This is a genomic window from Hymenobacter duratus (assembly GCF_014698995.1).
In the GTDB taxonomy this organism is placed as follows: domain Bacteria; phylum Bacteroidota; class Bacteroidia; order Cytophagales; family Hymenobacteraceae; genus Hymenobacter; species Hymenobacter duratus.
This window is the reverse complement of record NZ_JACWZZ010000004.1, coordinates 215,247-237,300: the sequence shown is the minus strand read 5'-3', so window position 1 is coordinate 237,300 and position 22,054 is coordinate 215,247. Positions and strand designations below refer to the sequence as shown.

General features: G+C 58.3%; 20 protein-coding genes. 14 read left to right on the top strand and 6 right to left on the bottom strand.

What is annotated here, in order from left to right; all coding sequences use genetic code 11:
• The first annotated feature begins 39 nt into the window (after positions 1-39).
• Entirely contained in the window at positions 40-747 is a 708-nt protein-coding gene (gene rpe, locus IC231_RS17100; protein WP_190785706.1) for a ribulose-phosphate 3-epimerase, read from the top strand.
• A 1-nt stretch (position 748) separates the two neighbouring features.
• A complete protein-coding gene (locus tag IC231_RS17095) occupies positions 749-3,304 on the top strand; it encodes a TonB-dependent receptor (protein WP_190785705.1) in 2,556 nt (851 codons plus the stop codon).
• A gap of 91 nt (positions 3,305-3,395) precedes the next feature.
• Here the strand turns inward: IC231_RS17095 and IC231_RS17090 are convergent, their stop codons facing one another.
• Positions 3,396-4,310 (bottom strand): DUF2911 domain-containing protein, encoded by a 915-nt coding sequence (locus IC231_RS17090; RefSeq protein WP_190785704.1) that lies wholly within the window; start codon positions 4,308-4,310, stop codon positions 3,396-3,398.
• A gap of 512 nt (positions 4,311-4,822) precedes the next feature.
• Here IC231_RS17090 and hisG point away from each other — a divergent pair.
• From hisG to hisIE, 12 genes are all read left to right on the top strand, one after another.
• Positions 4,823-5,674, top strand: a complete 852-nt coding sequence (gene hisG, locus IC231_RS17085; protein WP_190785703.1) for an ATP phosphoribosyltransferase — start codon at positions 4,823-4,825, stop codon at positions 5,672-5,674.
• 123 nt (positions 5,675-5,797) lie between these two features.
• Positions 5,798-7,099: a histidinol dehydrogenase gene (gene hisD, locus IC231_RS17080; RefSeq protein ID WP_190785702.1), complete on the top strand. Its 1,302-nt coding sequence runs from the start codon at positions 5,798-5,800 to the stop codon at positions 7,097-7,099.
• A 186-nt stretch (positions 7,100-7,285) separates the two neighbouring features.
• Positions 7,286-8,338 carry a histidinol-phosphate transaminase gene (hisC, locus tag IC231_RS17075; RefSeq protein ID WP_190785701.1) on the top strand — a complete coding sequence of 351 codons (1,053 nt, stop codon included), beginning with the start codon at positions 7,286-7,288 and terminating at the stop codon, positions 8,336-8,338.
• Positions 8,339-8,418: 80 nt separating this feature from the next.
• On the top strand, positions 8,419-8,829 hold the full coding sequence (locus IC231_RS17070) for an Imm50 family immunity protein (RefSeq protein WP_190785700.1): 411 nt from the start codon (positions 8,419-8,421) through the stop codon (positions 8,827-8,829).
• An 11-nt stretch (positions 8,830-8,840) separates the two neighbouring features.
• On the top strand, positions 8,841-9,290 hold the full coding sequence (locus tag IC231_RS17065; protein WP_190785699.1) for an AAA family ATPase: 450 nt from the start codon (positions 8,841-8,843) through the stop codon (positions 9,288-9,290).
• The gene (locus IC231_RS17060) at positions 9,280-10,044 is read left to right on the top strand and encodes a tRNA(His) guanylyltransferase Thg1 family protein (RefSeq protein ID WP_190785698.1); all 765 of its coding nucleotides are present in this window, start codon (positions 9,280-9,282) and stop codon (positions 10,042-10,044) included. The genes IC231_RS17065 and IC231_RS17060 overlap by 11 nt, the downstream gene beginning before the upstream one ends.
• Positions 10,045-10,114: 70 nt before the next feature.
• Positions 10,115-11,227 (top strand): bifunctional histidinol-phosphatase/imidazoleglycerol-phosphate dehydratase HisB, encoded by a 1,113-nt coding sequence (hisB, locus tag IC231_RS17055; protein WP_190785697.1) that lies wholly within the window; start codon positions 10,115-10,117, stop codon positions 11,225-11,227.
• Between the two features lie 223 nt (positions 11,228-11,450).
• Positions 11,451-12,041 (top strand): imidazole glycerol phosphate synthase subunit HisH, encoded by a 591-nt coding sequence (hisH, locus tag IC231_RS17050; RefSeq protein WP_190785696.1) that lies wholly within the window; start codon positions 11,451-11,453, stop codon positions 12,039-12,041.
• A gap of 162 nt (positions 12,042-12,203) precedes the next feature.
• Positions 12,204-12,920, top strand: coding sequence for a 1-(5-phosphoribosyl)-5-[(5-phosphoribosylamino)methylideneamino]imidazole-4-carboxamide isomerase (gene hisA, locus IC231_RS17045; protein WP_190785695.1), 717 nt, complete (start codon positions 12,204-12,206; stop codon positions 12,918-12,920).
• 37 nt (positions 12,921-12,957) lie between these two features.
• A complete protein-coding gene (locus tag IC231_RS17040; RefSeq protein ID WP_190785694.1) occupies positions 12,958-13,374 on the top strand; it encodes a hypothetical protein in 417 nt (138 codons plus the stop codon).
• Between the two features lie 15 nt (positions 13,375-13,389).
• Positions 13,390-14,148, top strand: coding sequence for an imidazole glycerol phosphate synthase subunit HisF (gene hisF, locus IC231_RS17035; RefSeq protein ID WP_190785693.1), 759 nt, complete (start codon positions 13,390-13,392; stop codon positions 14,146-14,148).
• Between the two features lie 94 nt (positions 14,149-14,242).
• A complete protein-coding gene (hisIE, locus tag IC231_RS17030) occupies positions 14,243-14,881 on the top strand; it encodes a bifunctional phosphoribosyl-AMP cyclohydrolase/phosphoribosyl-ATP diphosphatase HisIE (protein WP_125418360.1) in 639 nt (212 codons plus the stop codon).
• A 75-nt stretch (positions 14,882-14,956) separates the two neighbouring features.
• Here the strand turns inward: hisIE and IC231_RS17025 are convergent, their stop codons facing one another.
• The 5 genes from IC231_RS17025 to IC231_RS17005 form a co-directional block, all read right to left on the bottom strand.
• The gene (locus IC231_RS17025) at positions 14,957-15,985 is read right to left on the bottom strand and encodes a hypothetical protein (RefSeq protein ID WP_190785692.1); all 1,029 of its coding nucleotides are present in this window, start codon (positions 15,983-15,985) and stop codon (positions 14,957-14,959) included.
• A gap of 987 nt (positions 15,986-16,972) precedes the next feature.
• Positions 16,973-18,115, bottom strand: a complete 1,143-nt coding sequence (locus IC231_RS17020) for a tetratricopeptide repeat protein (RefSeq protein ID WP_190785691.1) — start codon at positions 18,113-18,115, stop codon at positions 16,973-16,975.
• A 150-nt stretch (positions 18,116-18,265) separates the two neighbouring features.
• Positions 18,266-20,860, bottom strand: a complete 2,595-nt coding sequence (gyrA, locus tag IC231_RS17015) for a DNA gyrase subunit A (RefSeq protein WP_190785690.1) — start codon at positions 20,858-20,860, stop codon at positions 18,266-18,268.
• A gap of 127 nt (positions 20,861-20,987) precedes the next feature.
• Positions 20,988-21,230, bottom strand: a complete 243-nt coding sequence (locus IC231_RS17010; RefSeq protein ID WP_185889862.1) for a hypothetical protein — start codon at positions 21,228-21,230, stop codon at positions 20,988-20,990.
• A gap of 61 nt (positions 21,231-21,291) precedes the next feature.
• Positions 21,292-21,966: an HD domain-containing protein gene (locus tag IC231_RS17005; protein ID WP_211539153.1), complete on the bottom strand. Its 675-nt coding sequence runs from the start codon at positions 21,964-21,966 to the stop codon at positions 21,292-21,294.
• Positions 21,967-22,054: the final 88 nt, after the last annotated feature.

Genomic DNA, 22,054 nt, shown 5'->3' with positions numbered 1-22,054 from the left:
TCCGCCTATCTGTCGCCTAATCCTGCTTACCTTCGCGGTATGACTCTGAACCGCCGCCGGGCGCCGTTGCTGGCTCCTTCTTTGCTCGCTGCCGATTTCGGCAACCTCCAGGCTGAAACCGAACGTCTCGCGGGCAGCGCTGCCGACTGGCTGCACTGCGACGTGATGGACGGCCGTTTCGTGCCCAATATCTCCTTCGGTATTCCGGTGTTGCAGGCTATTCACCGGCATGCCAAGCAGCCGCTGGATGTACACCTCATGATTGAGGAGCCCCAGCATTACCTGAGCGCCTTCCGCGACGCCGGCGCCCAAAATATTACGGTGCACTATGAGGCCTGCACCCACCTGCACCGTGTCATTCAGCAGATTAAGGCCCTGGGCTGTAATGCCGGTGTGGCCCTGAACCCGCACACGCCGGTGTGGGTGTTGGAAGACATAGCCGCTGACCTCGACCTGGTGTGCATTATGTCCGTGAATCCGGGTTTCGGAGGGCAGGCTTTCATCCCGAACACGCTGCGCAAAGTGACGGCCCTGAAGGAATTGTTGGTTGACAGCGGCTCCGATGCGCTGATAGAAATTGATGGTGGCGTCACCCGCGACAATGCGTCGGCGCTGGTGGAAGCAGGGGCCGATGTGTTGGTAGCCGGCTCGTTCGTGTTCAACTCGCCCGACCCCGTGGCGACACTGTCGGAGCTGCGGGCCCAACTTATGGCTACCGTAGGGGCCGCAGAAGAGGAGGAACGCTAGCATGCCGCATCTTTCCTCCCGGGCCAGCCATTTGCCGCTGGTCGTGCGCTTGGCAGTGTTTAGTCTGCTGCCGACTGCTGCCCTGACGCTGGCACCACTGCTTACTGCCGCCCAGCAAACCGACCGGATAACCATCAGGGGGACCGTGCGCGATGCGGCGGGCCAGCCGCTGGAGCAGGTGGGCGTGGGCGTGGAGGGCCAGCCGGGCGGCACCGTTACGGATGCTAAGGGCCGCTTTTCGCTGCAGGTGGCACGCACCGGCCAGGCGGCGGTGCTGGTGGTGCGCAGCCTGCGCTACCGGCCCTTGCGCGTGCCTGTCACGCTCACCGAAGACCGCCGCGACTTAACACTGGCGCTGCAGGCTGATTCGCGCGCGCTGGGCAACGTAACCGTGCGGGGCCGATCCGACGAGGCCGATACCCGCGAGCAGGTGAGCATGATCAAGCTGGACCCGCGAACGGCCAAGGTGCTGCCGTCGCCGTTCGGCGACTTCAATGCTATTCTGAAAACGCTACCCGGCGTGCAGTCGACGAACGAGCTGACGAGTACCTATTCGGTGCGCGGCGGCAACTACGACGAAAACCTGGTCTACGTCAACGGTATCGAAATCTACCGGCCGTTTCTGATATCGGCGGCCCAGCAGGAAGGCCTTAGCTTCGTGAACCCGGACCTGGTAAACAAGGTGGAGTTTTCGACCGGCGGCTGGCAGCCCAAGTACGGCGACAAACTCTCCTCGGTGCTGAGCATCGAGTACAAGCAGCCGACGAAATTCGCGGCATCTGCTACGGGGAGCCTGGTAGGCGGCGCCGTGCACGTGGAGGCGGCTTCGCCCAACAAGCGCCTGAGCTACCTGGCCGGTGTCCGCTACAAAAATGCCACCTATGTACTGAGCTCGTTGCGCCAGCAGCAGGGCGGCTACAACCCCACGTTCTACGACGGGCAAGCGTACATCAATGCCAACCTTGGCCCGAAAGGCAACGAGGACCGCACCTCGCTGGGGTTGCTGACCACCTTCGCGCACAACGACTACCGCTTCACGCCCGAAACTGGCCAGAGCACTTTCAGCACGGCTACTAACCAGGTGACGCGCCTGTTTATCGTGTATGAGGGCCGGGAGCGGATGCAGTATGATATGGCCCAGGGAGGCCTGAATCTGAAGCACAACTTTTCGTCGCGGTTTCAGACCGAACTGCTGGGGGGGCTGGTGTACTCGCGCGAGCTGGAATACCGCGACGTGGAAGCCAAGTACAGCCTGGCCGATATCAACCGCGACCCAAGCTCGAAGGATTTCAACCAGGCTGTGCGCCAGCGCAGCGTCGGTTCGCGCTTCGACCACTCGCGCAACAACCTGGAGGCCCGTATTGCCACGGCCGAGGTCCGCGCCCGTTGGACACCGGGCAACCGCCATACCGTCCGTTTTGGCGTAAAAACAGGCCGTGAGCGGATTGAGGACGTGCTCAACGAGTACAGTTTCGCCGACTCGGCCGACTACGTGCCCGATGCCCGGCGGAGTCGCCTCACGTCAGACCTCGACTTGCAGAGCACCCGCACCCAGGGCTACGCGCAGCACACCGTGGAGCTGGATTCGATGCGCACCTTCACGTATGGGGTGCGGGCCCACTATTGGTCCGTGAACAAGCAGCTGGTGGTGAGCCCGCGGCTGCAATACTCCTTTATTCCGCGCCGCCACACCAACCACTCCTATAAGGTAGCGGCTGGCATGTATTACCAGCCGCCGTTTTACCGCGAACTACGCGACCAGCAGGGCAGCCGCGCTACGCCGGGCAGTCCGCTACTAGTGGAAGCCAGCTTGAATCCAGAGCTGCGGGCCCAACGCTCCCTGCACTTTATTGCCGGCAACGAAATTCGGTTTGAGAAGTACGGCCGGCCGTTCCGCTTTACCGGCGAAGCCTACTTTAAGTATCTCACTGATGTCGTTCCCTACGATATTGACAACGTGCGGCTGCGGTATTTTGCCAAGAACCTGGCTACGGCCTACTCAGCCGGTGTGGATGCGCGCGTGGGCGGCGAGTTTGTGAACGGGGCAGAATCGTGGTTTACGCTGGGCGTGCTGACGACGCGCGAAAACCTGCAGGGCGACTCGCTCACCCTCTATAGTGCTACCGGCGACACCATTGGGCGGCAGGCCAAAGGCTATATCCGCCGCCCGCAGGATCAGCGCGTGAACCTGAGTATCTTCTTTCAGGACCATCTGCCCAACAACCCATCGGTGCGCGGGTATGTAAACTCGGTATTCGGAACCGGGCTGCCGTTTAGCCCGCCGAACAATGAGCAGGAGCGGGGCACCACCGAACTCACCCGAGCCTACTGGCGCGTTGATCTGGGCTTTTCCAAGGTTCTGGCTTTGAATACAGAGCCCAACCGGCGGGTGGGGAAGCTGGAGAGCCTGTGGCTGGGGCTGGAAGTGCTGAACGTGCTGGGCCGCAACAACGTGGCCGGCTACAGCTACATTCAGGACCTCAACGGGCGCACCTATGCCGTACCCAACTACCTGTCCCAGCGTCTGGTGAATCTGCGAGTTATTGCGCGGTTTTAGCGTGTCGCTCGAACAAAAAAAAGGCCCGCTCCGATGCGCATCGGAGCGGGCCTTTTTTCTGTTTTTTACTGCTTCACTATTCTCGTTATCACTAGTACGCTTTGCCCTGCCATTCTATCAGCGAAACCCGCATGGAAGGCAACTGCGCCCGGAAGGCCTCATCGTCCTTGTCGCCGAGCTTAATGGCTTTGCGCCCATAGACGATGGCTGTGTCATAATCGAGCTTAGAAGCCAGCAGGCGAGCCTTGATCCAGTTGTTGGTATACACGTCGCGGAGGCGGATGGATTCGTTTATGAAATACAAGGCCCGCTCAGCATTGAGGTTGTTCTGCACCAGGTAGTCGGCGGCCTGTGCCAGAAGCTGCCAGTCGCCGGGGCGCTGAGCCACGGCTTTCTCAATACCTGCCACTACGCGCGCCTGTACATTAGTGTCGATAAAGAGACTAACGGTTTTCTTTTCCCAGCTCAGGTTTAGATGGGCGCTGCCTGGCTTTACATCCGAAAACCAGTACAGCAATGTTTCGTGAAATTCCGTGGCTTCCGGCACTACCGGAACGCGCAGTACGTCGTCCTTCTCATCGTACTTCTCCGTCCCCCAGTGCGTCGTTACCCGGTTAAAGACCATGTCCCAGTCCTGGTCGGAGCGCGGGAACACATAGAAGGAGTACTGGCCCGCGGGCAGCATTTTGCCATTGACGCGCACCGTATCCGCAAACGTGATGACCGTGTTTTCGTTGGCGCCCGCCCGCCAGATCTGATTATAAGGCACCAGTCCTTCCCAGATAACGCGGTTGCGCACGCTCGGAGCGTGGTAGTCAACCGTTACTTCCGACAGCCCGATGGTGTGGTTGAGCAGCACGTGGGGGCTGGCCTGCGGCAGCGGCAACAGCGAGGCTGCCGGCATGGCGGAGGCAGTGGTCTGGGCATGAGCGGCCGGACCCGGCAACAGGCTCAGCACTGCACTGCAGGCAACGGCAATGGCAAGCGGACGAACAAACAAACGCATAGCAACGCAATAGGGTAGAACTCAGGACGGGCAACCGCAGCAGGCAGCATGAAACAATTATGCCAAACGCTGGTTGGAAACACAACGGGAGGGCAAAGGTCCGGGTTCCGGAGAATTTTTCCGGATAAAATTTCATTTTGGACGTTTGCCGTGTACTTTTGCCCCGCAACTCTGCTTCTATGCCCGCATCGGCCGCGCTTTTCTTCTGCACCAACAGCCCCGTGGCTGCTTCCGCCAGTGGCGGAGCTACGGTTGGGCTGCGCGCGGCGCATCATCATCTGCACGGGTACCATTCCTCTTTTTAGAGGAATAACACACGCATATTGTCCCGTTGGGCGAACCGCACTTGGTTCCCCGGCCCCCGAAAGTGGTGGCCCGGCCAAATCATGGCCATTTCCCAACGTCCGGGTCCTGTTCCCCGTTTGCCCCCAACCTGTTCCGAATTATAATTAAGCCCTGGCCCCACCGGTCAATTCTTAATTCCTGATTCTTAATTCCTAATTGAAAGAAACATGCTCCGTCTGGCCATCCAGAAATCGGGCCGCTTAAGCGAAGATTCCCTGAACCTGATTCGGGAATGCGGCATCAGCTTCCTCTCGGCTTCCTACAAGCTCAAAACCGAAGCCACCAACTTCCCCCTCGAAATCCTCTACCTGCGCGACGACGACATTCCCGGCTACGTGCAGGATGGCGTGGCCGACCTGGGCATCGTGGGCCAGAACGTGCTGGTAGAAGCGGGTTTTCCCGGCCTGGAGGTAGAAGGCCTGGGTTTCAGCAAGTGCCGCCTGAGCCTAGCCGTGCCCCGCGCCGCCGCCTACGATTCCATTGAGGATTTGCAGGGTGTGAACATTGCCACCTCGTACCCTCAGATTCTGGGTCAGTACCTCACCGAACGTGGCGTGAAAGCCAACCTGCACACCATCAGCGGCTCGGTGGAAATTGCCCCCAGCATCGGGCTGGCCGAGGCCATCTGTGATATTGTGAGCAGCGGCTCCACGCTGCTGGGCAACGGCCTGCGTGAAGTGGAAACCGTGTTCCGCTCCGAGGCCGTGCTCATTGCCAACCAGAACCTGAGCGCCGAGAAGAAGGAGCTGCTCGAGCAGCTGCAGTTCCGGATGCAGGCCGTGCGCCGCGCCCGCCGCAACAAGTACATCCTGCTCAACGCCCCCGTGGCGGCCCTGGATGCGGTGAAGCAGCTGCTGCCCGGCATTAAGTCGCCGACGGTAACGCCCCTGGCCGAGGAAGGCTGGGTATCGGTGCAGTCGGTAGTGAACGAGGACGACTTCTGGCACATCACCAGCCAGCTCAAAGCTGTCGGTGCTGAAGGCATCCTGGTACTCCCGATTGAGAAAATGATTTCGTAGCAGGGACTTAGGGGCTTGGGGACTCAGGGTTAGTTGATGTTCGAATCAACTAAAGCAGCCTCTGTAGTTCGTCGTAGTTCATCAGAACAGTATCCAAGCCCCCAAGCCCCCAAGCCCCAAAAGATGAACATCTTCCAATATCCATCCCAGCCGGAGTGGGCGGCGCTGCAGCAGCGGGCGGCCCAGCAGCAGGCCCAGGACGTGGAGCAGCGCGTGCAGCAGATTTTCGAGGACGTGCGCCTGCGCGGCGACGCGGCTCTGCTCGACTACGCCCGGCAGTTCGACGGGGCCGACCTCGCGGGCGGCCTGCGCGTGGGGCCCGAGGAGCTGGCCGCCGCCGCGGCCCAGGTGCCGGCCGAACTGCAAACGGCCATCCGGCAGGCGCACGCCAATATTCTGCGCTTCCACAAAGCCCAGGTGCCCGTGGAGGAGCGCGTAGAAACCATGCCGGGCGTTACGTGCTGGCGGCGGGCGGTGCCCGTGCAGCGCGTGGGCCTCTACATTCCGGGCGGCTCGGCGCCGCTGTTCAGCACGTTGCTGATGCTGGGCGTGCCCGCCCGGCTGGCCGGCTGCCCTGAAATCGTGCTGTGCACCCCGCCCCAGAAGGACGGCTTGGTGAACCCGATTATCCTGTTTACGGCCCAGCTGCTGGGCATCACCATCATCGTAAAAGCTGGCGGGGCCCAGGCCGTGGCCGCGCTGAGCGGCGGTACCGATTCGGTGCCGGCCGTGGACAAGATTTTCGGCCCCGGCAACCGCTACGTGACGGCCGCCAAGCAGCTGGCCACCCGCTACGGCGTGGCCATTGATATGCCGGCCGGCCCCTCGGAGGTACTGGTTATTGCCGACGAATCGGCCACGCCGGCCTTCGTGGCTGCCGACCTGCTCAGCCAGGCCGAGCACGGCCCCGACTCGCAGGTGATTCTGCTGTCCGACTCCCTGTCGATGCTGGAGCAGACCAAGGCCGAGGTGGAACGCCAGCTGCGCGAGCTGCCCCGGGCCGAGGTAGCCGCCCAGGCCCTCACCGAGAGCCGCGCCATTCTGCTGCGCACGCCGGAGGAAATGCTGTACTTCTCGAACCAGTACGCCCCCGAGCACCTGATTCTAGCCGTAAAAAATCCAGAACAGTTGGCCGAAGGCGTCACCAACGCCGGCTCCGTGTTCCTGGGCCACCTCACCCCGGAAGCGGTGGGCGACTACGCTTCGGGCACCAACCACACGCTGCCCACCAACGGCTACGCCCGCAACTACAGCGGCGTGTCGCTGGATTCGTTTCTGAAGAAAATCACCTTCCAGCGCCTCACCCCCGAAGGCCTGCTCAGCGTGGGCCCCGTGGTAGAAACCATGGCCGAAGCCGAAGGCCTCCGCGCCCACGCCCGCGCTGTCACCCTCCGCTTGGAAGCCCTGGCCGGCGGGAAGGAATAAGTATAGGATAACAGTAGAACGTCATGCTTGATCTAGCGTCCGCTTGTTGAAGCATCTCGCTTGCCGACGCCAAAACGACAACCGCTCCATAGCCCAGGGTTTCAACCCTGGGCTACTGAACCGAACTGCCGCCTGACGCTCTACAAAATCCGTGAAATCCGAATAATCCGTTTAAATCTGTGATTCATGTTCAACCTCGATAGCCTCGTACGCCCCAACCTGCGGGATATGAAGCCCTACTCGTCGGCCCGCGACGAATTTCAGGGCGAGGCCCAGGTCATGCTCGACGCCAACGAGAACAGCCTCGGCAGCGCCGGCCCCGACCAGTTCAACCGCTACCCCGACCCGCTGCAACGCGCCGTGAAGCAGGAGCTGGCCCAGCTCAAAGCCGTGCGCCCCGAGCAGATTTTCCTCGGCAACGGCTCCGATGAAGCCATCGACCTGCTGGTGCGCCTCACCTGCGTGCCCGGCCACGACAGCCTGCTGATCCTGCCGCCTACCTACGGCATGTACGAGGTGGCCGCCAACCTGAATGATGTGCGCGTGGAGCGCCTGCAGCTGACGCCCGACTTCCAGCTCTCGCCCGAAATCGTGGCCGGCGTGCTGGCTTCGAATGCCAAAATCGTGTGGCTCTGCTCGCCTAACAACCCCACCGGCAACCTGCTCCACGCCGAAGCCATCGAGGAAATTCTGCGCGGTTTCCGCGGGCTGGTAGTGGTAGATGAGGCTTACGCCGATTTCGCCGCTGCCCCCAGCTGGACTACCCGCCTGGCCGAATTCCCCAACCTGGTGGTGCTGCAAACCTTCTCGAAGGCCTGGGGTCTGGCCGGTCTGCGCCTGGGCATGGCCTTCGCCTCGCCGGAAATCATCGGCTACCTCAACAAAATCAAGCCGCCCTACAACGTGTCGGAAGCCACGCAGCGTTTCGCCCTGCAGGCGCTGCGCGACGCCGACCGGTTCGAAGCATTACGCCAGCAGTTGCTGGTAGGCCGCGCCTGGCTGGCTGAGCGCCTGCCCGCGCTGCCCATCGTGGCGGAGGTGTTCCCTTCGGATGCCAACTTCCTGCTGGTCCGTTTCCACCCCGACGCCACGGCCGTGTACGATTTTCTGGTCGCCCGGGGCATCATCGTGCGCAACCGCACCACCCAGCCCGGCTGCGCCGGTACGCTCCGCCTCACCGTAGGCACCCCCGCCGAGAACGAGCTGCTGCTCCAGGCTCTTCGGGAGTTTGCGGGGTAGTATACTATAAAGAGTAGGGAACGTCATGCTGAGCTTGCCGAAGCATCTCTACCGTTTCGTTGTTGAATCTGGATTGAGTTATGATTGATAACCCTGCGATTCACCGAATAGTCAACTCCGAAGTAGTTGTGCAGCATTTCGGTTACTGGCCTGGCTTTCATGATGCGGAAGTTGTAAAGGTGACCTTTGAAGCCAATCCAGGATACTATCCGAAGGTTACGTTTCTGATTGCTGCCTTTGAAACGACAAAGGCAACCGATGAGCGGGGATACTTTCTGCAGGCCAGGCACTGCGAAATCGAGCTTCGGTTTACGGGCATCAAGGAAATCGACTTTGATGGATTCGGTCATCAAAACGTCATCTTCAGTTTGAAATTTGATGAGCAGGACGCCGACCTTACCTGCACGCTCGATTCGGCGGTCGGGCTGAATGCTTTCCTTGTAGCCCAAGCTGCAGAAGTCGTCAGCCTGATTCCAACACTTCCTTTATAACAACTCCTATCATGCAGCTCGTGCTGTTCTGCGGAATCCAGGCCACCGGAAAATCGACGTTTTACCAACAGCGGTTTTTCCATACGCACGTGCGCATCAGCATGGACCTGCTGCGCACGCGCCACCGGGAACGGCGGTTGCTGGAGTTGTGCCTGGAAACCCAGCAGCGTTGCGTAATAGATAACACGAACCCCACGCAGGCCGAGCGGGCCGTGTACCTAACGGCGGCCCGGGCCGCGGGATTCGAGGTGGTCGGCTACTTCTTTCAGTCGGTGGCGGGGGAAGCGCTGGTGCGCAACCAGCAGCGTCCGCCGGAGCGACAAATACCCGACAAGGGTATTCGGGCCACCCGCAATCGGCTGGAACTGCCGTCCCGCGCTGAGGGGTTTGACCAACTATACTTTGTGCGGGTGCTCGATAACCAAGCGTTTGACGTTACCAGTTGGCAAGATGAAATTTAACGACCTCGACGCGCGACTACGGGTATTCGAAACAGCTCACGACCATTGCGCGCTGCCCGGCCTCTACCTGGTGGCCCGTCTGGATGGGCGCGGCTTCACCCGCCTGACCAAGGAAGTACATCCGTTTGAAGCTCCGTTCGATGTGCGGATGCGCGACTACATGGCTGAAACCACCCGGCACTTGCTGGAATGTGGTTTCCGAATCGTGTACGGCTATACGCAAAGCGACGAAATTTCTCTGCTGCTGCATCCTTCGGAGGACTCTTTCGGCCGTAAGCTGCGCAAGTACACGTCGGTACTGGCGGGGGAGGCGTCCGCCAAATTCTCGCTGTTGCTGGGCGACATAGGGGTATTTGACTGCCGAATTTCCCAGTTGCCGCGTCGGGAAAACGTGGTGGATTACTTCCGGTGGCGGCAGGAAGATGCTGGCCGTAACTCCCTGAATGCCCATTGCTACTGGTTGCTGCGCAAACAGGGCCGCACCGTGGCAGAAGCAACGGCGCAGGTGAAAGGCCAGCGCACCGCTACCAAGCACGATTTGCTGTTCGCGCACGGTATTAACTATAATGAGTTGCCGAGCTGGCAAAAGCGGGGTCTGGGAATTTATTGGGAAGATTACCTGAAGGACGGATTCAACCCCTACACCCAGGAACCCGTGCATACTCTCCGCCGCCGACTCGCTGTAAATCTGGAATTGCCGCTTGGCGACTCCTACGCAGGCTTCATTCGGAACCTGTTACCCGCGGCTGACTAAAGGCCGGGGTTTCTCTTTTTTGTTTCTCAAGCCGTGGAGCTACAGTGGCTCACCGGCATGTTTACTCTTCATGAAAAAAGTACTCTTCATTGACCGCGACGGGACCATCCTCATCGAGCCGCCGACGGACTTCCAGGTGGACGCGCTGACGCGGGAAAAATTTCAGTTTGTGCCCTGTGCCATCACCGGCCTGGCCCGCATTGCCCGCGAGCTGGATTACGAGCTGGTGCTGGTGAGCAACCAGGACGGCCTCGGCACCGAGAGCTACCCGGAGGAAACCTTCTGGCCGGCGCACAATATGATGCTCGACGTGCTGCGCTCGGAAGGAGTGGAGTTCGTGCGCGAGCACATCGACCGTAGCTTCCCCCACGAGAACCTGCCCACCCGCAAGCCCGGTACCGGCATGCTCACCCAGTATCTGGGCGAAGCCAGCGGCTACGACCTCAAAAACTCCTTCGTCATCGGCGACCGGCTGACCGACGTGGAGCTGGCCCAGAACCTGGGCTGCCAGTCTATCCTGCTGAAGCCGGAAGGGGAGGGCGACGACCGCGCCGCGCTGACCACGATGAGCTGGGAAAAAATATACCAGTTTCTGCGGCTGCCCGCCCGCACCGCCGTGGTACAACGCGACACCAACGAAACCAAAATCAGCATCGAGCTGAACCTCGACGGCAACGGCCGCCCCGAGATGCATACCGGCCTGGGATTCTTCGACCACATGCTCGACCAGCTCAGCAAACACTCGGGCGTGGATATGAAAATCACGGTGCAGGGCGACCTCCACATCGACGAGCACCACACCATTGAGGACACGGCCATTGCCTTGGGCGAAGCTTTCACCCAGGCCCTCGGCGACAAGCGCGGCCTGGCCCGCTACGGCTTCCTGCTGCCCATGGACGACGTGCTGGCCCAGGCCGCCATCGACTTCTCGGGCCGTCCCTGGATTGTGTGGGATGCCGAGTTCAAGCGCGAGAAAGTAGGGGATATGCCCTGCGAAATGTTTTACCATTTCTTCAAGAGCTTCTCCGATGCCGCCCGCTGCAACCTCAATATCAAAGCCGAGGGCCAGAACGAGCACCACAAGATCGAAGCCATCTTCAAGGCCGTAGCCAAGTCTATCAAAATGGCCCTGGTGCGCGACGCCGGCCGCATGGAAATCCCCAGTACGAAAGGTATTTTGTAGTTTATTCATTTGTTTAAACAAATGAATAAACAGTTGTCCGGGTGTGCGTTGTGTGCATAGCTTTCATTCTAGATGGAGCGAAGAACCTTATAACATCGGAACTAACCGCTCATACGTGGTAAGGTCCTCCGCTCTGCTCAGGATGACAACTGGTAAGCTTAAATGGCTTTATACATTTGTTTAAACATAAGAATAAACACCAGTCGACTTCTGATATTCTCAAATGGAAATAGCCATCATTGATTACAAAGGCGGCAACGTGCAGTCGGTGCTGTTTGCGCTGGAACGGCTGGGCGTGCAGGCCACGCTCACGGCCGACCACGACGTGATTCGCCGCGCCGATAAGGTGCTGTTCCCGGGCGAGGGCGAGGCTGCCTCCGCCATGCGGGAGTTGCGGGCCCAAGGCCTGCATGAGCTGCTGCCCACGCTCACGCAGCCGTTCCTGGGCATCTGCCTGGGCATGCAGCTGCTGGGCCGCCACACCCAGGAAGGCGGCGGTACCGAGCTGCTCGGAATTCTCCCGTTCGACGTGGTGCGGTTCCCGGCCACCGCGGAGTATAAAGTGCCGCACATGGGCTGGAACAATCTGCAGGCATTGCGCAGTCCTCTGTTCGAGGGTCTCAGCGCCGAGGACTACGTGTACTTCGTGCACAGCTACTACGCCCCAGTAGGCGAGTATACGATTGCCGAGGCCGCGTACCCCGCGCCGTTCAGCGCCGCCGTGCAGCACGAGAACTTCTACGCTGTGCAGTTCCACACCGAAAAGAGCGGCCCCGTCGGCACCCGCATCCTAGAAAACTTTCTCAAGCTGTAAGCTGGTGATAAAAGAACGTCATGCTGAGCTTGTCGAAGCATCTCTACCGCTTCGTTGCAGTAGTAATTCAACGAGGCGGTAGAGATGCTTCGACTTCGCCTCCGGCTTCGCTCAGCATGACGTTCTTTTGATCCGTTACCAGCACCAAGCACTAAATTCAACATGGAAATCATTCCCGCTATTGACCTCATTAACGGCCAGTGCGTGCGCCTGACGGAGGGCGACTTTGCCCAGCAGACCACCTACGACGCCGACCCGCTGGCCGTGGCCCAACGCTTCGAGGCCGCCGGCGTGAAGCGCCTGCACCTGGTGGACCTCGACGGAGCCCGCGCCAAGCGCCCCGTGAACCTGCCCGTACTGGAGCGCATTGCCCGCCACACCAGCCTGCACATCGACTTCGGGGGCGGGCTGCAGAGCGAGGAAGCCGTGCGCCAGGCCTTCGACGCCGGGGCCCGGCAGGTTACCGCCGGCAGTATTGCCGTGCGTGAGCCGGAAACCGTGAACGGCTGGCTACATGCCTTCGGGGCCGACCAAATCATCATCGGGGCGGACTACCGCGACAACCACATTTCCATCAACGCCTGGGCCGAGCAGAGCGAGCGGACTTTGCGCGAGTTTGTGGAGGGCTACCTGGCCAGCGGAGCCAGCACCTTCATCTGCACCGACGTGAGCAAGGACGGCAAGCTCCAGGGCCCGTCGCTGGGTACCTACACCGAGCTGCGCGAACAGCTGCCCGCTGCCCGCCTCATTGCCAGCGGCGGCGTCACCACCATTGCCGATGTGGAGGCTCTGGCCGCTGTGGGCATGCACGGGGCCATCATCGGCAAAGCCATCTACGAAGGCACCATCACGCTGGACCAGCTGCAGTCCTGGTTGTAACAGTAATACTTTTATAGAGCAGCTTCTTAAGGTAAATGTGCTAAGTCTGGATGATGGTGACGGCTTTTTGCATTATGAAATTGCCATGTCCAATGGTGATGCAGCGGCTGCCCTCGACTTCTATGGATACGATGACCAGTTCAGAGACTTTGGAGAGCAACTCAAGAATTTTCCGTTGACTGGCAAAAGCACTGTCAGGCTACAAATAGGAGAAAACTCCCCTAAATGGGCATACTACATGCTGCTGGAAGTCTTCTGCTACCAGCCAAATGGTGCATCAGCCATTCTAGTAGATATCAAGAATCACTTAGAAGCACCTTATAGCTGTGACTGCAGATTCTATATGCTGACTAATCCAGCAGAGCTAAATAGGCTAGGGTCTCTACTCAGTGGTTGGGACCCACGTGAAAAGTCAGTTCTTAACTGGCCCAACTCAAATCAGACAGAAGATTAATCTAGTCAACCAAGCATGCTAACCAAACGAATCATACCCTGCCTCGACGTGAAGGACGGGCGCACCGTGAAAGGGGTGCGCTTCGAGGGCCTGCGCGACGCCGGCGACCCGGTGGCCCTGGCCGCCCGCTACGCCCGCGAGGGCGCCGACGAGCTGGTGTTCCTCGATATCACCGCCACCAACCAGAAGCGCGCCACGCTGGTGACCCTGGTGCGCGACGTGGCCCGGGAGCTGGATATCCCGTTCACCGTGGGCGGCGGCATCGGCACTGTATCCGATGTGGAGGCCCTGCTCATGAATGGGGCTGATAAAGTGAGCATCAACTCGGCCGCTTTGGCTCGCCCCGAACTGATTGACGAGCTGGCGGCCCGCTTCGGCTCCCAGTGCATTGTGGTGGCCGCCGATGCCCGCTACCACGACGCCGACGGCTGGCAGATCTACACCCGGGCCGGCACCCACAACACCGGCCGTGACGCGGTGCAGTGGTGCCGGGAAGCTGCCGACCGGGGCGCGGGCGAAATCCTGCTAACCTCCATGAGCAACGACGGCACCAAGGACGGCTTCGCGCTGGACATCACCGGGGCCGTGAGCCGGGCCGTAACCATTCCGGTTGTAGCCTCGGGTGGTGCGGGTTCCAAGCAGGATTTCACGAACGTGTTCCAGCAGGCCCACGCCGACGCCGGCCTCGCCGCCAGCATCTTCCACTTCGGCGAAATCGGTATCCGCGAGCTAAAAGAACACCTGCGCCAGGACGGCATTGCCGTGCGGCTGTAATTTTAGTTGTCAGTTGGTAGTTGTCCGTTGTCAGTTTATTGACTGCTCGCGCCTGTACTAACAACTGCCAACTACCAACTAACAACTAGATCCAATGGATTTTGCCAAAATGCCCGATGGGCTGATTCCGGTGATTGTGCAGGATGCCCACACGGGGCAGGTGCTGATGCTGGGCTACCAGAACGAGGAAGCGCAGCGCGTAACCCGCCAGACGGGCCGCGTGACGTTCTTCTCCCGCTCCAAGCAGCGCCTCTGGACCAAGGGCGAAACGTCCGGGAACTACCTCACCGTGGTGAGTGAGCACGAGGATTGCGACCAGGATGCCCTGCTCATCCTGGCCCGCCCCGACGGCCCCACCTGCCACCGGGGTACCACCAGCTGCTTCGAGCAGCCCCAGCAGACGCGCTACCCAGCCCCGGCCGTGAGCTTTGTGGCGGAGCTGGAGCGCCTGGTGCAGCGCCGCCACCAACACCCCGACGAAGACCCCAAGTCGTACACCGCCTCCCTGTTCCGGAAGGGTATGCCCAAAATCGCCCAGAAAGTGGGAGAGGAGGCCGTGGAAACCGTCATCGACGCGGTGGGTGGCAACCTAGAAGGCCTGAAAGGCGAAGCCGCCGACCTGCTGTACCATTTGTTGGTATTGCTGACGGCCTCCGGGCTTTCCATGGAAGACGTGGTGGACGTGCTTAAGCAACGCCACACCACCATTTCCGGCGGGGTGCGGCGGGAGTAGACAAACTTCTCTAAACCTGAAAGCCCCTTACTGACTACAAATCGGCAAGGGGCTTTTTCGATTTAAGGGTTGTATCTATTTGTTAGTCAGATTCTTTCTTATTTTCTCTAACAGAATACGGACAATCTCCAGGTCGTCCACGTCCTGAATGCTTAGTTGGGTGTCCAGGCCCGGGCCGGCAATGTGAATAAGATAGCCTTCGGTGGGTGGAGTCATTATCTGCTCAGATACTCGGGGTGGGGCCGGCGAGGCTGGACGGGGCGCCGGTGTTTGGATGGGCTCAGGATTGGCGGCAGCGGCCTGAAGTATAACAGGAGGTACAACCGCTGTTTCCGGGGAATACTGTATGGCCGGATTGGGAGTTGTCCGGTTTAAACCAAACAGCGCCGACACCGGATCTGAGTCCATTGTAGCCTCTGTAAGCGACTCTGGAGGCGAGGCTGGTATAAGACTGGTCTCAGGTAATGTGCTATCTATGGCGTAGCGCCCTGAAGGGTCTAAACGAGAGGAATCAGAATATGCTGTAGCAGGAGAGACGGAATACGCTGTAGATACATCCGAAGCTTTGAAGAGATTCAGCGGCATCTCGCCACTGGCAAGCTCGCGGCGCGGACCCTGCTGTGCGGCGAGCTGGTCGATGTCGGCCACTACGTTGCGCTCATCCAGAATCCCGGCCATCCGGGCACCATCAATGAATGCCTTGGCTACGTTCTGTGCATTAATCTCTTCGACACCAAACTCGCGGATCAGCATAATGTCAAACATCTGCACGGGGAGTTCCTTGTTTCTGAATTTGCGGCTTATCTGGGAGAACAGCGGCGGATGCAGGAAAGCTTCGCGGTGGTAGAGTAGTTCCTCCTGCTTATCGTACGCGTGTTTGATGCGGCGAAATAAGTTTGTGGTTGTGAGTAACTCTCGTTTGCTGGTAAGCAAACCAAACTTCACTGCCGAACCGAGAATGGCTTTAAAGGAACCGCTCACTTTTCGGTTCAGCTTACGAGCACATGCCTCGATAGAGCACTTTCCACCAGTGTCGTCAACTACTTCTGCTACTTCCCAAGCTCCAGCATAAGAAGTTCTTGGGTAATCGATAGTCTTAGGCATATAACAGGAAGGTTCAAGTGGTAAAAGAGTATGTAAATATAAAAGCACATAATTACAATGCAAGTAGTAAAAAGCACAAAAAAGTTAATAAGAGTAATACTATTTAATACTTTTTGTGCTTTTTTGTGCTTAAACTGTTATTAGTGCTCATAACTCGTTTCATCAACCTTCTTTATTTATATACCACACTAACCTCGGGCAGGAGCGGGGCTTTGCCTAGGGGCCTGGATAAGGCATTATATCGGCCCTCAAACTAGCGCCCATCAAGTCTTGCCTAGTCCATGGGCTATTTCGACTTATTGCGGAGTGAGGCTGCTGTACACGTCAATATTGATACCCAAGACATACCCATGTAAACAGCTATAACGAACATTGCATTTCGGATACACGAAGTAGCAGAAGACACACGCAAGAAAAGATAAGGCAGATAGGGTAGAGGATCTACTTTTCTTTCCTGAGGAGCCTTTTCGACTTAGCGGAAAACTATCATGCCGAACGAAGCCCCAAATGCTACTTGGCTTCGGACGTAACTTGGTAACGGCTGGAAGTCGGCCACGCTGGCTGAAAAACCAGACAGAAAGGGGGAACATGACATCCACCCAAAATGTGCACATGCTGCCGTCTGACTAAATTGCCTAGTGAAAAATCCAGCATGCAGTTTTATTACCCGTTGCCAAACAACCACAGCAGCTGCTCTAATCAACCACGCATCATACGGAACACTCTTTACTGCAGGTAGCAGATATACGCTATGATTTTCCAGACGATTCTCAGAAAGCAAGCAACAGCTGAGCCAAGCCGGAGCTGGTAAGGCCTTACGCTTAGCAGGCGGCCAGCATCGCCAAAGCCTTTGTTGATCTTTACCATAATATCAGCATGAGCAAGTAGCTCATTTTCCTTGTCTTATAATTTATATTATGTTAAGTGATTATTCGAAAAAGAACCCCAAACATCGTTCGGGGCTCCTCTACTGCTACAGATTAACTCTTACTTCTTCAGGGTATCAAGCTTTGCCATCATGCGTTCAGAATCTGCGGTGCGCCCCAGCGTCTGATACGCTTTCTGCAGTGAGGAAATGGTAGCCCGATCCTCTGGCTGGATAGCCATTGCTTTTTCAAAGTATGGAACAGCATCAGAGATATACTTCTTGCCTTCCGCTTCCAGACGCTTACCCGTCTTCTGGTATGTCGCCAGATCCATCTTATTGGTACGCTTAAAGATGTCAGCCCCTCTGTTGAAGCTATATACTCCCAGGTTGAAGTTCGCATCAAAATTGCTCGGATCAATTTCCACCGCTTTCCGGTACGCTTTCAACGCTTCTTCCGGCTGCTTGTCCTGATCCAGAATAGAACCTTTTACGGCGTACAGGTTAGAATTTGTGGGGTCAGCCTGGATTGCCCGTTCAATTTTACCAAGGGCTTCTTTCCCACGACCAGCACTCAAATACATGTTGAGTTCTTCCAACATAAAACCCTTGTTGTTGGGATATGCCTTCAGCGCCTGCTCCACTACCTTCATAGCTTCCTGGTCGTTTTTCTCCTGGCGCGCAATCTGTAGCATGCGGCCATACATCTGCGGCGACTTGTAATTCATCGCCACCAGCTGGTCGTACGTGGATCTGGCAGAGGCAAAATCCTGCTTGGCTTCGGCAGCATACGCAGCATACAGATAGGCTGTGGTATCCTGTGGCCGGATCTGCTGGGCCATTTTATACGACTTGATGGCTTCGTCGTAGTTTTTGCCGTTGTAGCTTTCTACACCAGCGTTCAGGGCCGCACCATACAGGTTGTCAAGCTTGGCAACCGCCTGCTTGCCAAACTCGCCGTCTTTACCGTCGAGCTGGATAGCCTTCTGATAGGACTCAAACGCAACGCGGGTGCCTTCGCCGGCGCTCAGGTTTTTGCTATAGATTGGGCTGGCGGCCATGCCCTCGTAGATTTCGCCACGCGTGTACCAGGTTTTGGCTTTGCCCTGCGTTTTCTCGTTAACAATGGCCTTGTCAATATCAGTGCGTGCTTTATCAAGCAGGCCCTGCCGTTGGTTCAGGATGGCGTTGGTTACGGCCGAATTCTGGGCCGAAGCGGATGTCAGCGCCGCCGCAGCGACAAGCGTCAGAAGTAGCTTCTTCATAGGGAGTGTTTCTGAAGAATGTTCAGGTGAAAGAAAGGAATTGCACAGGAAACGGGGAAATACGATGCGAAGTTCAGCGCTACTACTACCCCGGCCGAAAGAGAGAAGCTGGACGCTTTGAAACGTCCAGCCTCCGCTTTCTAAAATTTCTTACAGTTCGTCATCAGATGCGTCGTCGTCGGTTTCCTCAACGTCCTCATCCTCATCGGCCTCAGTTTCATCCGGGTCTGCATCCAGCAGTTCCGCATCAACAGCCGTGGCAGGCACGCCTTCGAGAGCAGCCTCAGTCTCCGGATCCTTATCTTCTTCGGCCGCTACTTTAGCTACCGAAGAAATTTCGTCGCCTTCGTTGATTTTCAGCAGCCGCACTCCCTGGGTAGCCCGGCCGATAATGCGCAGATCAGCCACCCGCAGGCGGATGGTGATACCGGACTTATTGATAATCATCAGGTCGTCCGTATCATTGACGTCCTTGATGGCAACCAGGGCCCCGGTTTTATCCGTGATTTTCATGGCTCGCACCCCTTTACCACCACGGTTGGTAATGCGGTATTCGTCCAGCTCGGAACGTTTGCCGTAGCCATTTTCGGATACCACCAGCAGTTCCTGTGTCGGATCCGAAACACAAACCATACCCACTACCCGGTCTGAGTCGTCGGCCAGCGTAATACCGCGCACCCCGGCGGCAGTGCGGCCCATGGAGCGCACTTTGCCTTCCGGAAAACGAACGGCCCGACCGGAGCGCAGAGCTACGACCACCTCTGAGTTCCCGTTGGTCAAACGCACATCGAGCAGACGGTCGCCTTCGTTGATAGTAATGGCGTTGATACCGGCGGCACGCGGCCGCGAGTACGCCTCCAGCGGCGTTTTCTTCACGGTGCCCTGCTCGGTGCAGAACATCAGGTAGGTATTTTCCAGGTAGTCCGGGTCGCGGAGGCCGCGCACGTTGAGCACGGAGCGTACCGAGTCTTCGCGCGGAATCTCAATCAGGTTCTGGATAGGCCGGCCTTTGGCAGCCTTCCCTCCTTCCGGCACTTCGTACACCTTCAGCCAGAACACCCGGCCCAGTTCCGTAAAGAACAGCAGGTACTCGTGCGTGGTGGCCACAAACAGATGTTCCGTGAAATCATCCTGCTTGGAAGCGGCACCACGGGCCCCTACGCCGCCACGGCCCTGCGAACGGTACTCGTTCAGAGCGGTACGCTTGATGTAGCCGTCGTTGGAGATGGTAATGACCATACTCTCGTCTGCAATCATGTCCTCCATCGAGAAGTCGCCGCCGGCGTACTCAATGGCCGTGCGGCGGGCATCGCCGTACCGTTCCCGGATTTCGGTCAGCTCGTCCTTGATGATCTGACGCTGCAGCTCATCGGAGGCCAGCACCGATTTCAGGTAGTCCACGAGCTTCATCAGCTCGTCGTACTCGGCCACTATTTTGTCGCGCTCCAGGCCGGTGAGGCGCTGCAGACGCATATCCAGAATGGCACGGGCCTGCACTTCGCTCAGCGAGAAACGCTCAATGAGCTGGGCACGGGCCACTTCGCCGTCGCGCGAGCCGCGGATCAGGGCAATAACTTCGTCCAGATGGTCCAGCGCAATGAGCAAGCCTTCCAGGATGTGGGCGCGCTTCTGGGCCTCGGCCAGCTCGTAGCGGGTGCGGCGCACCACCACATCGGCACGGTGCTCCACGAAGTAATGAATCAGCTCCTTGAGGTTGAGCGTCATCGGGCGGCCTTTTACCAGGCACACGTTGTTGACGCCGAACGAAGACTGCAGCTGCGTGTAGCGGTAGAGCTGGTTGAGCACCACGTTGGGCATGGCGTCGCGCTTCAGGTCGTACACGATGCGCATACCGTCGCGGTCCGACTCGTCGCGCAGGTCGGCAATGCCTTCAATCTTCTTGTCGTTGATCAGGGCAGCGGTTTTCTCAATCATTGCCGCCTTATTCACCATGTAGGGAATTTCGGTAATGATGATCTGCTCCTTGCCGCTGGGCAATGTCTCGTAGTGGGCTTTGGCCCGGACCACCACGCGGCCCCGGCCGGTTTCAAAGGCCTGCTTTACACCCTCATAGCCGTAAATGGTGCCACCCGTCGGGAAGTCCGGCGCGGTAACATGCTCCATCAACTCGGCAATGGTAATTTCCGGGTTATCGAGGTAGGCAATAATACCGCTGACCACTTCCGTCAGGTTGTGGGGCGCCATGTTGGTGGCCATACCCACGGCAATACCGGTCGTACCGTTGACCAGCAGGTTCGGGAACTTGGCCGGCATCACGCTGGGCTCTTCCAGCGAGTCGTCGAAGTTAGGCTGAAAGTCAACCGTCTCCTTGTCCAGGTCGCCGAGCATTTCGTCGGCCAGGCGCTTAAGGCGGGCCTCGGTGTAGCGCATGGCGGCCGGCGAGTCGCCGTCGATGCTGCCGAAGTTGCCCTGCCCATCTACGAGCGGGTAGCGCAGGCTCCAGTCCTGGGCCATGCGCACCATGGTATCGTATACCGAGGAGTCGCCGTGGGGGTGGTACTTACCCAGCACCTCCCCCACAATACGGGCTGATTTTTTGTAGGATTTGTTGTAGGAGACGCCCAACTCGCTCATGCCGTAGAGCACGCGCCGGTGCACGGGCTTGAGGCCGTCGCGCACGTCGGGCAGCGCCCGGGAGATGATAACCGACATCGAATAATCGATGTAGGCGCCGCGCATCTCGTCTTCGATGTTAATCGGAATGATTTTTTCGCCTTCCGCCATAGGGAGAACTTGAGGAGGCCGGCCGCTGCTGAAAAAGAGCAGTTCCGGCACCGTGAATGAAGGTTGCGTTAAGCCTGCAAGATAGGCAAAAAAGGCCGTTTTTCCTACGGTCTGCGGCCCTTTCGGCCTACTTCAGCGACTTGCTCTTATCGGCCTTGTGCTTACCCGATTTAGGGTTGTAGGTCTTGATTTTTTCGCCGATTGCCGGGTTCTGCTTCTTGAACAGCGGCTGCCCACGATACTTCACTCCATCATGGAAATGAATCTTGCGGGTGTGGCAAGACATGATGGGACAATTGCGGCAGGAGGCCACCGTAAGCAGAACAACCAGCGGCAGCAGGAACCGGAAAACGAGTACTCGAAATGTCATGAAGCAAAGATGAGAGTTTCTTAGCAGCAGTAGCGAATCGGAAGCTATGAACTACTACGTTTTAGCCGCCGCTGGCAGGATGCAGGTCCTGGCCTTCCCATTCCCGAAGAAACTGCGTGAGGTAGGTTTCCATAAATGCGTGCCGCTGCGCAGCCACACGGCGGGCCGCCGGCGTATGTAGCCGCTCCTGTAGGTGCAGCAGCTTTTCATAGAAGTGGTTGATAGTAGGTGCCACGTTTTGCTTGTAGCTGGCAAAAGACTCGTGCTGCACTGGCGGAATATCTGGGTCGTGCAGCGGGCGCCCTTTGTGGCCACCGTACGCAAAGGCACGCGCCACTCCGATGGCCCCAATGGCATCGAGCCGGTCGGCATCCTGCACCAAAGCTCCTTCCACCGTACTCATGGGCGTGGGGACGCCTACTCCCTTGAAACTTACCTCCCGGATGATGGTTTCGACAGCCCTGATAACGTGTTCATCCGCCTGCAGGCCTTCCAGCCAAGCCCGCGCGGCCCGGGGGCCAGCCTCCTCGTCGCCATCATGAAACTTCCAGTCGGCAACGTCGTGCAGCAAAGCCCCTAGCTCAGTGATGAGCGGATTGGCTTCCGGGGTTTCTTCGGCAAGGGCACGGGCGACCTGCCACACCCGACGAATATGTTCCCAGTCGTGGCCGGAGCCTTCGTGCAAAAATTTCTCGCGAACAAAGTCGGCGGTGCGTGCAATCAGGTCAGTATTCAAAGGATGTAGCATGATGGGTTCTGGTCGCAAAGCAACGACTCCTTTTGCAGAATATTGATTCCCCCTCCGCTGCGTCGCGGACATGTAT

Coding starts and splice junctions, on each gene's coding strand:
- rpe (WP_190785706.1), top strand. CDS start 40: ATGACTCTGAACCGCCGCCGGGCGCCGTTGCTGGCTCCTTCTTTGCTC.
- IC231_RS17095 (WP_190785705.1), top strand. CDS start 749: ATGCCGCATCTTTCCTCCCGGGCCAGCCATTTGCCGCTGGTCGTGCGC.
- IC231_RS17090 (WP_190785704.1), bottom strand. CDS start 4,310: ATGCGTTTGTTTGTTCGTCCGCTTGCCATTGCCGTTGCCTGCAGTGCA.
- hisG (WP_190785703.1), top strand. CDS start 4,823: ATGCTCCGTCTGGCCATCCAGAAATCGGGCCGCTTAAGCGAAGATTCC.
- hisD (WP_190785702.1), top strand. CDS start 5,798: ATGAACATCTTCCAATATCCATCCCAGCCGGAGTGGGCGGCGCTGCAG.
- hisC (WP_190785701.1), top strand. CDS start 7,286: ATGTTCAACCTCGATAGCCTCGTACGCCCCAACCTGCGGGATATGAAG.
- IC231_RS17070 (WP_190785700.1), top strand. CDS start 8,419: ATGATTGATAACCCTGCGATTCACCGAATAGTCAACTCCGAAGTAGTT.
- IC231_RS17065 (WP_190785699.1), top strand. CDS start 8,841: ATGCAGCTCGTGCTGTTCTGCGGAATCCAGGCCACCGGAAAATCGACG.
- IC231_RS17060 (WP_190785698.1), top strand. CDS start 9,280: ATGAAATTTAACGACCTCGACGCGCGACTACGGGTATTCGAAACAGCT.
- hisB (WP_190785697.1), top strand. CDS start 10,115: ATGAAAAAAGTACTCTTCATTGACCGCGACGGGACCATCCTCATCGAG.
- hisH (WP_190785696.1), top strand. CDS start 11,451: ATGGAAATAGCCATCATTGATTACAAAGGCGGCAACGTGCAGTCGGTG.
- hisA (WP_190785695.1), top strand. CDS start 12,204: ATGGAAATCATTCCCGCTATTGACCTCATTAACGGCCAGTGCGTGCGC.
- hisF (WP_190785693.1), top strand. CDS start 13,390: ATGCTAACCAAACGAATCATACCCTGCCTCGACGTGAAGGACGGGCGC.
- hisIE (WP_125418360.1), top strand. CDS start 14,243: ATGGATTTTGCCAAAATGCCCGATGGGCTGATTCCGGTGATTGTGCAG.
- IC231_RS17025 (WP_190785692.1), bottom strand. CDS start 15,985: ATGCCTAAGACTATCGATTACCCAAGAACTTCTTATGCTGGAGCTTGG.
- IC231_RS17020 (WP_190785691.1), bottom strand. CDS start 18,115: ATGAAGAAGCTACTTCTGACGCTTGTCGCTGCGGCGGCGCTGACATCC.
- gyrA (WP_190785690.1), bottom strand. CDS start 20,860: ATGGCGGAAGGCGAAAAAATCATTCCGATTAACATCGAAGACGAGATG.
- IC231_RS17010 (WP_185889862.1), bottom strand. CDS start 21,230: ATGACATTTCGAGTACTCGTTTTCCGGTTCCTGCTGCCGCTGGTTGTT.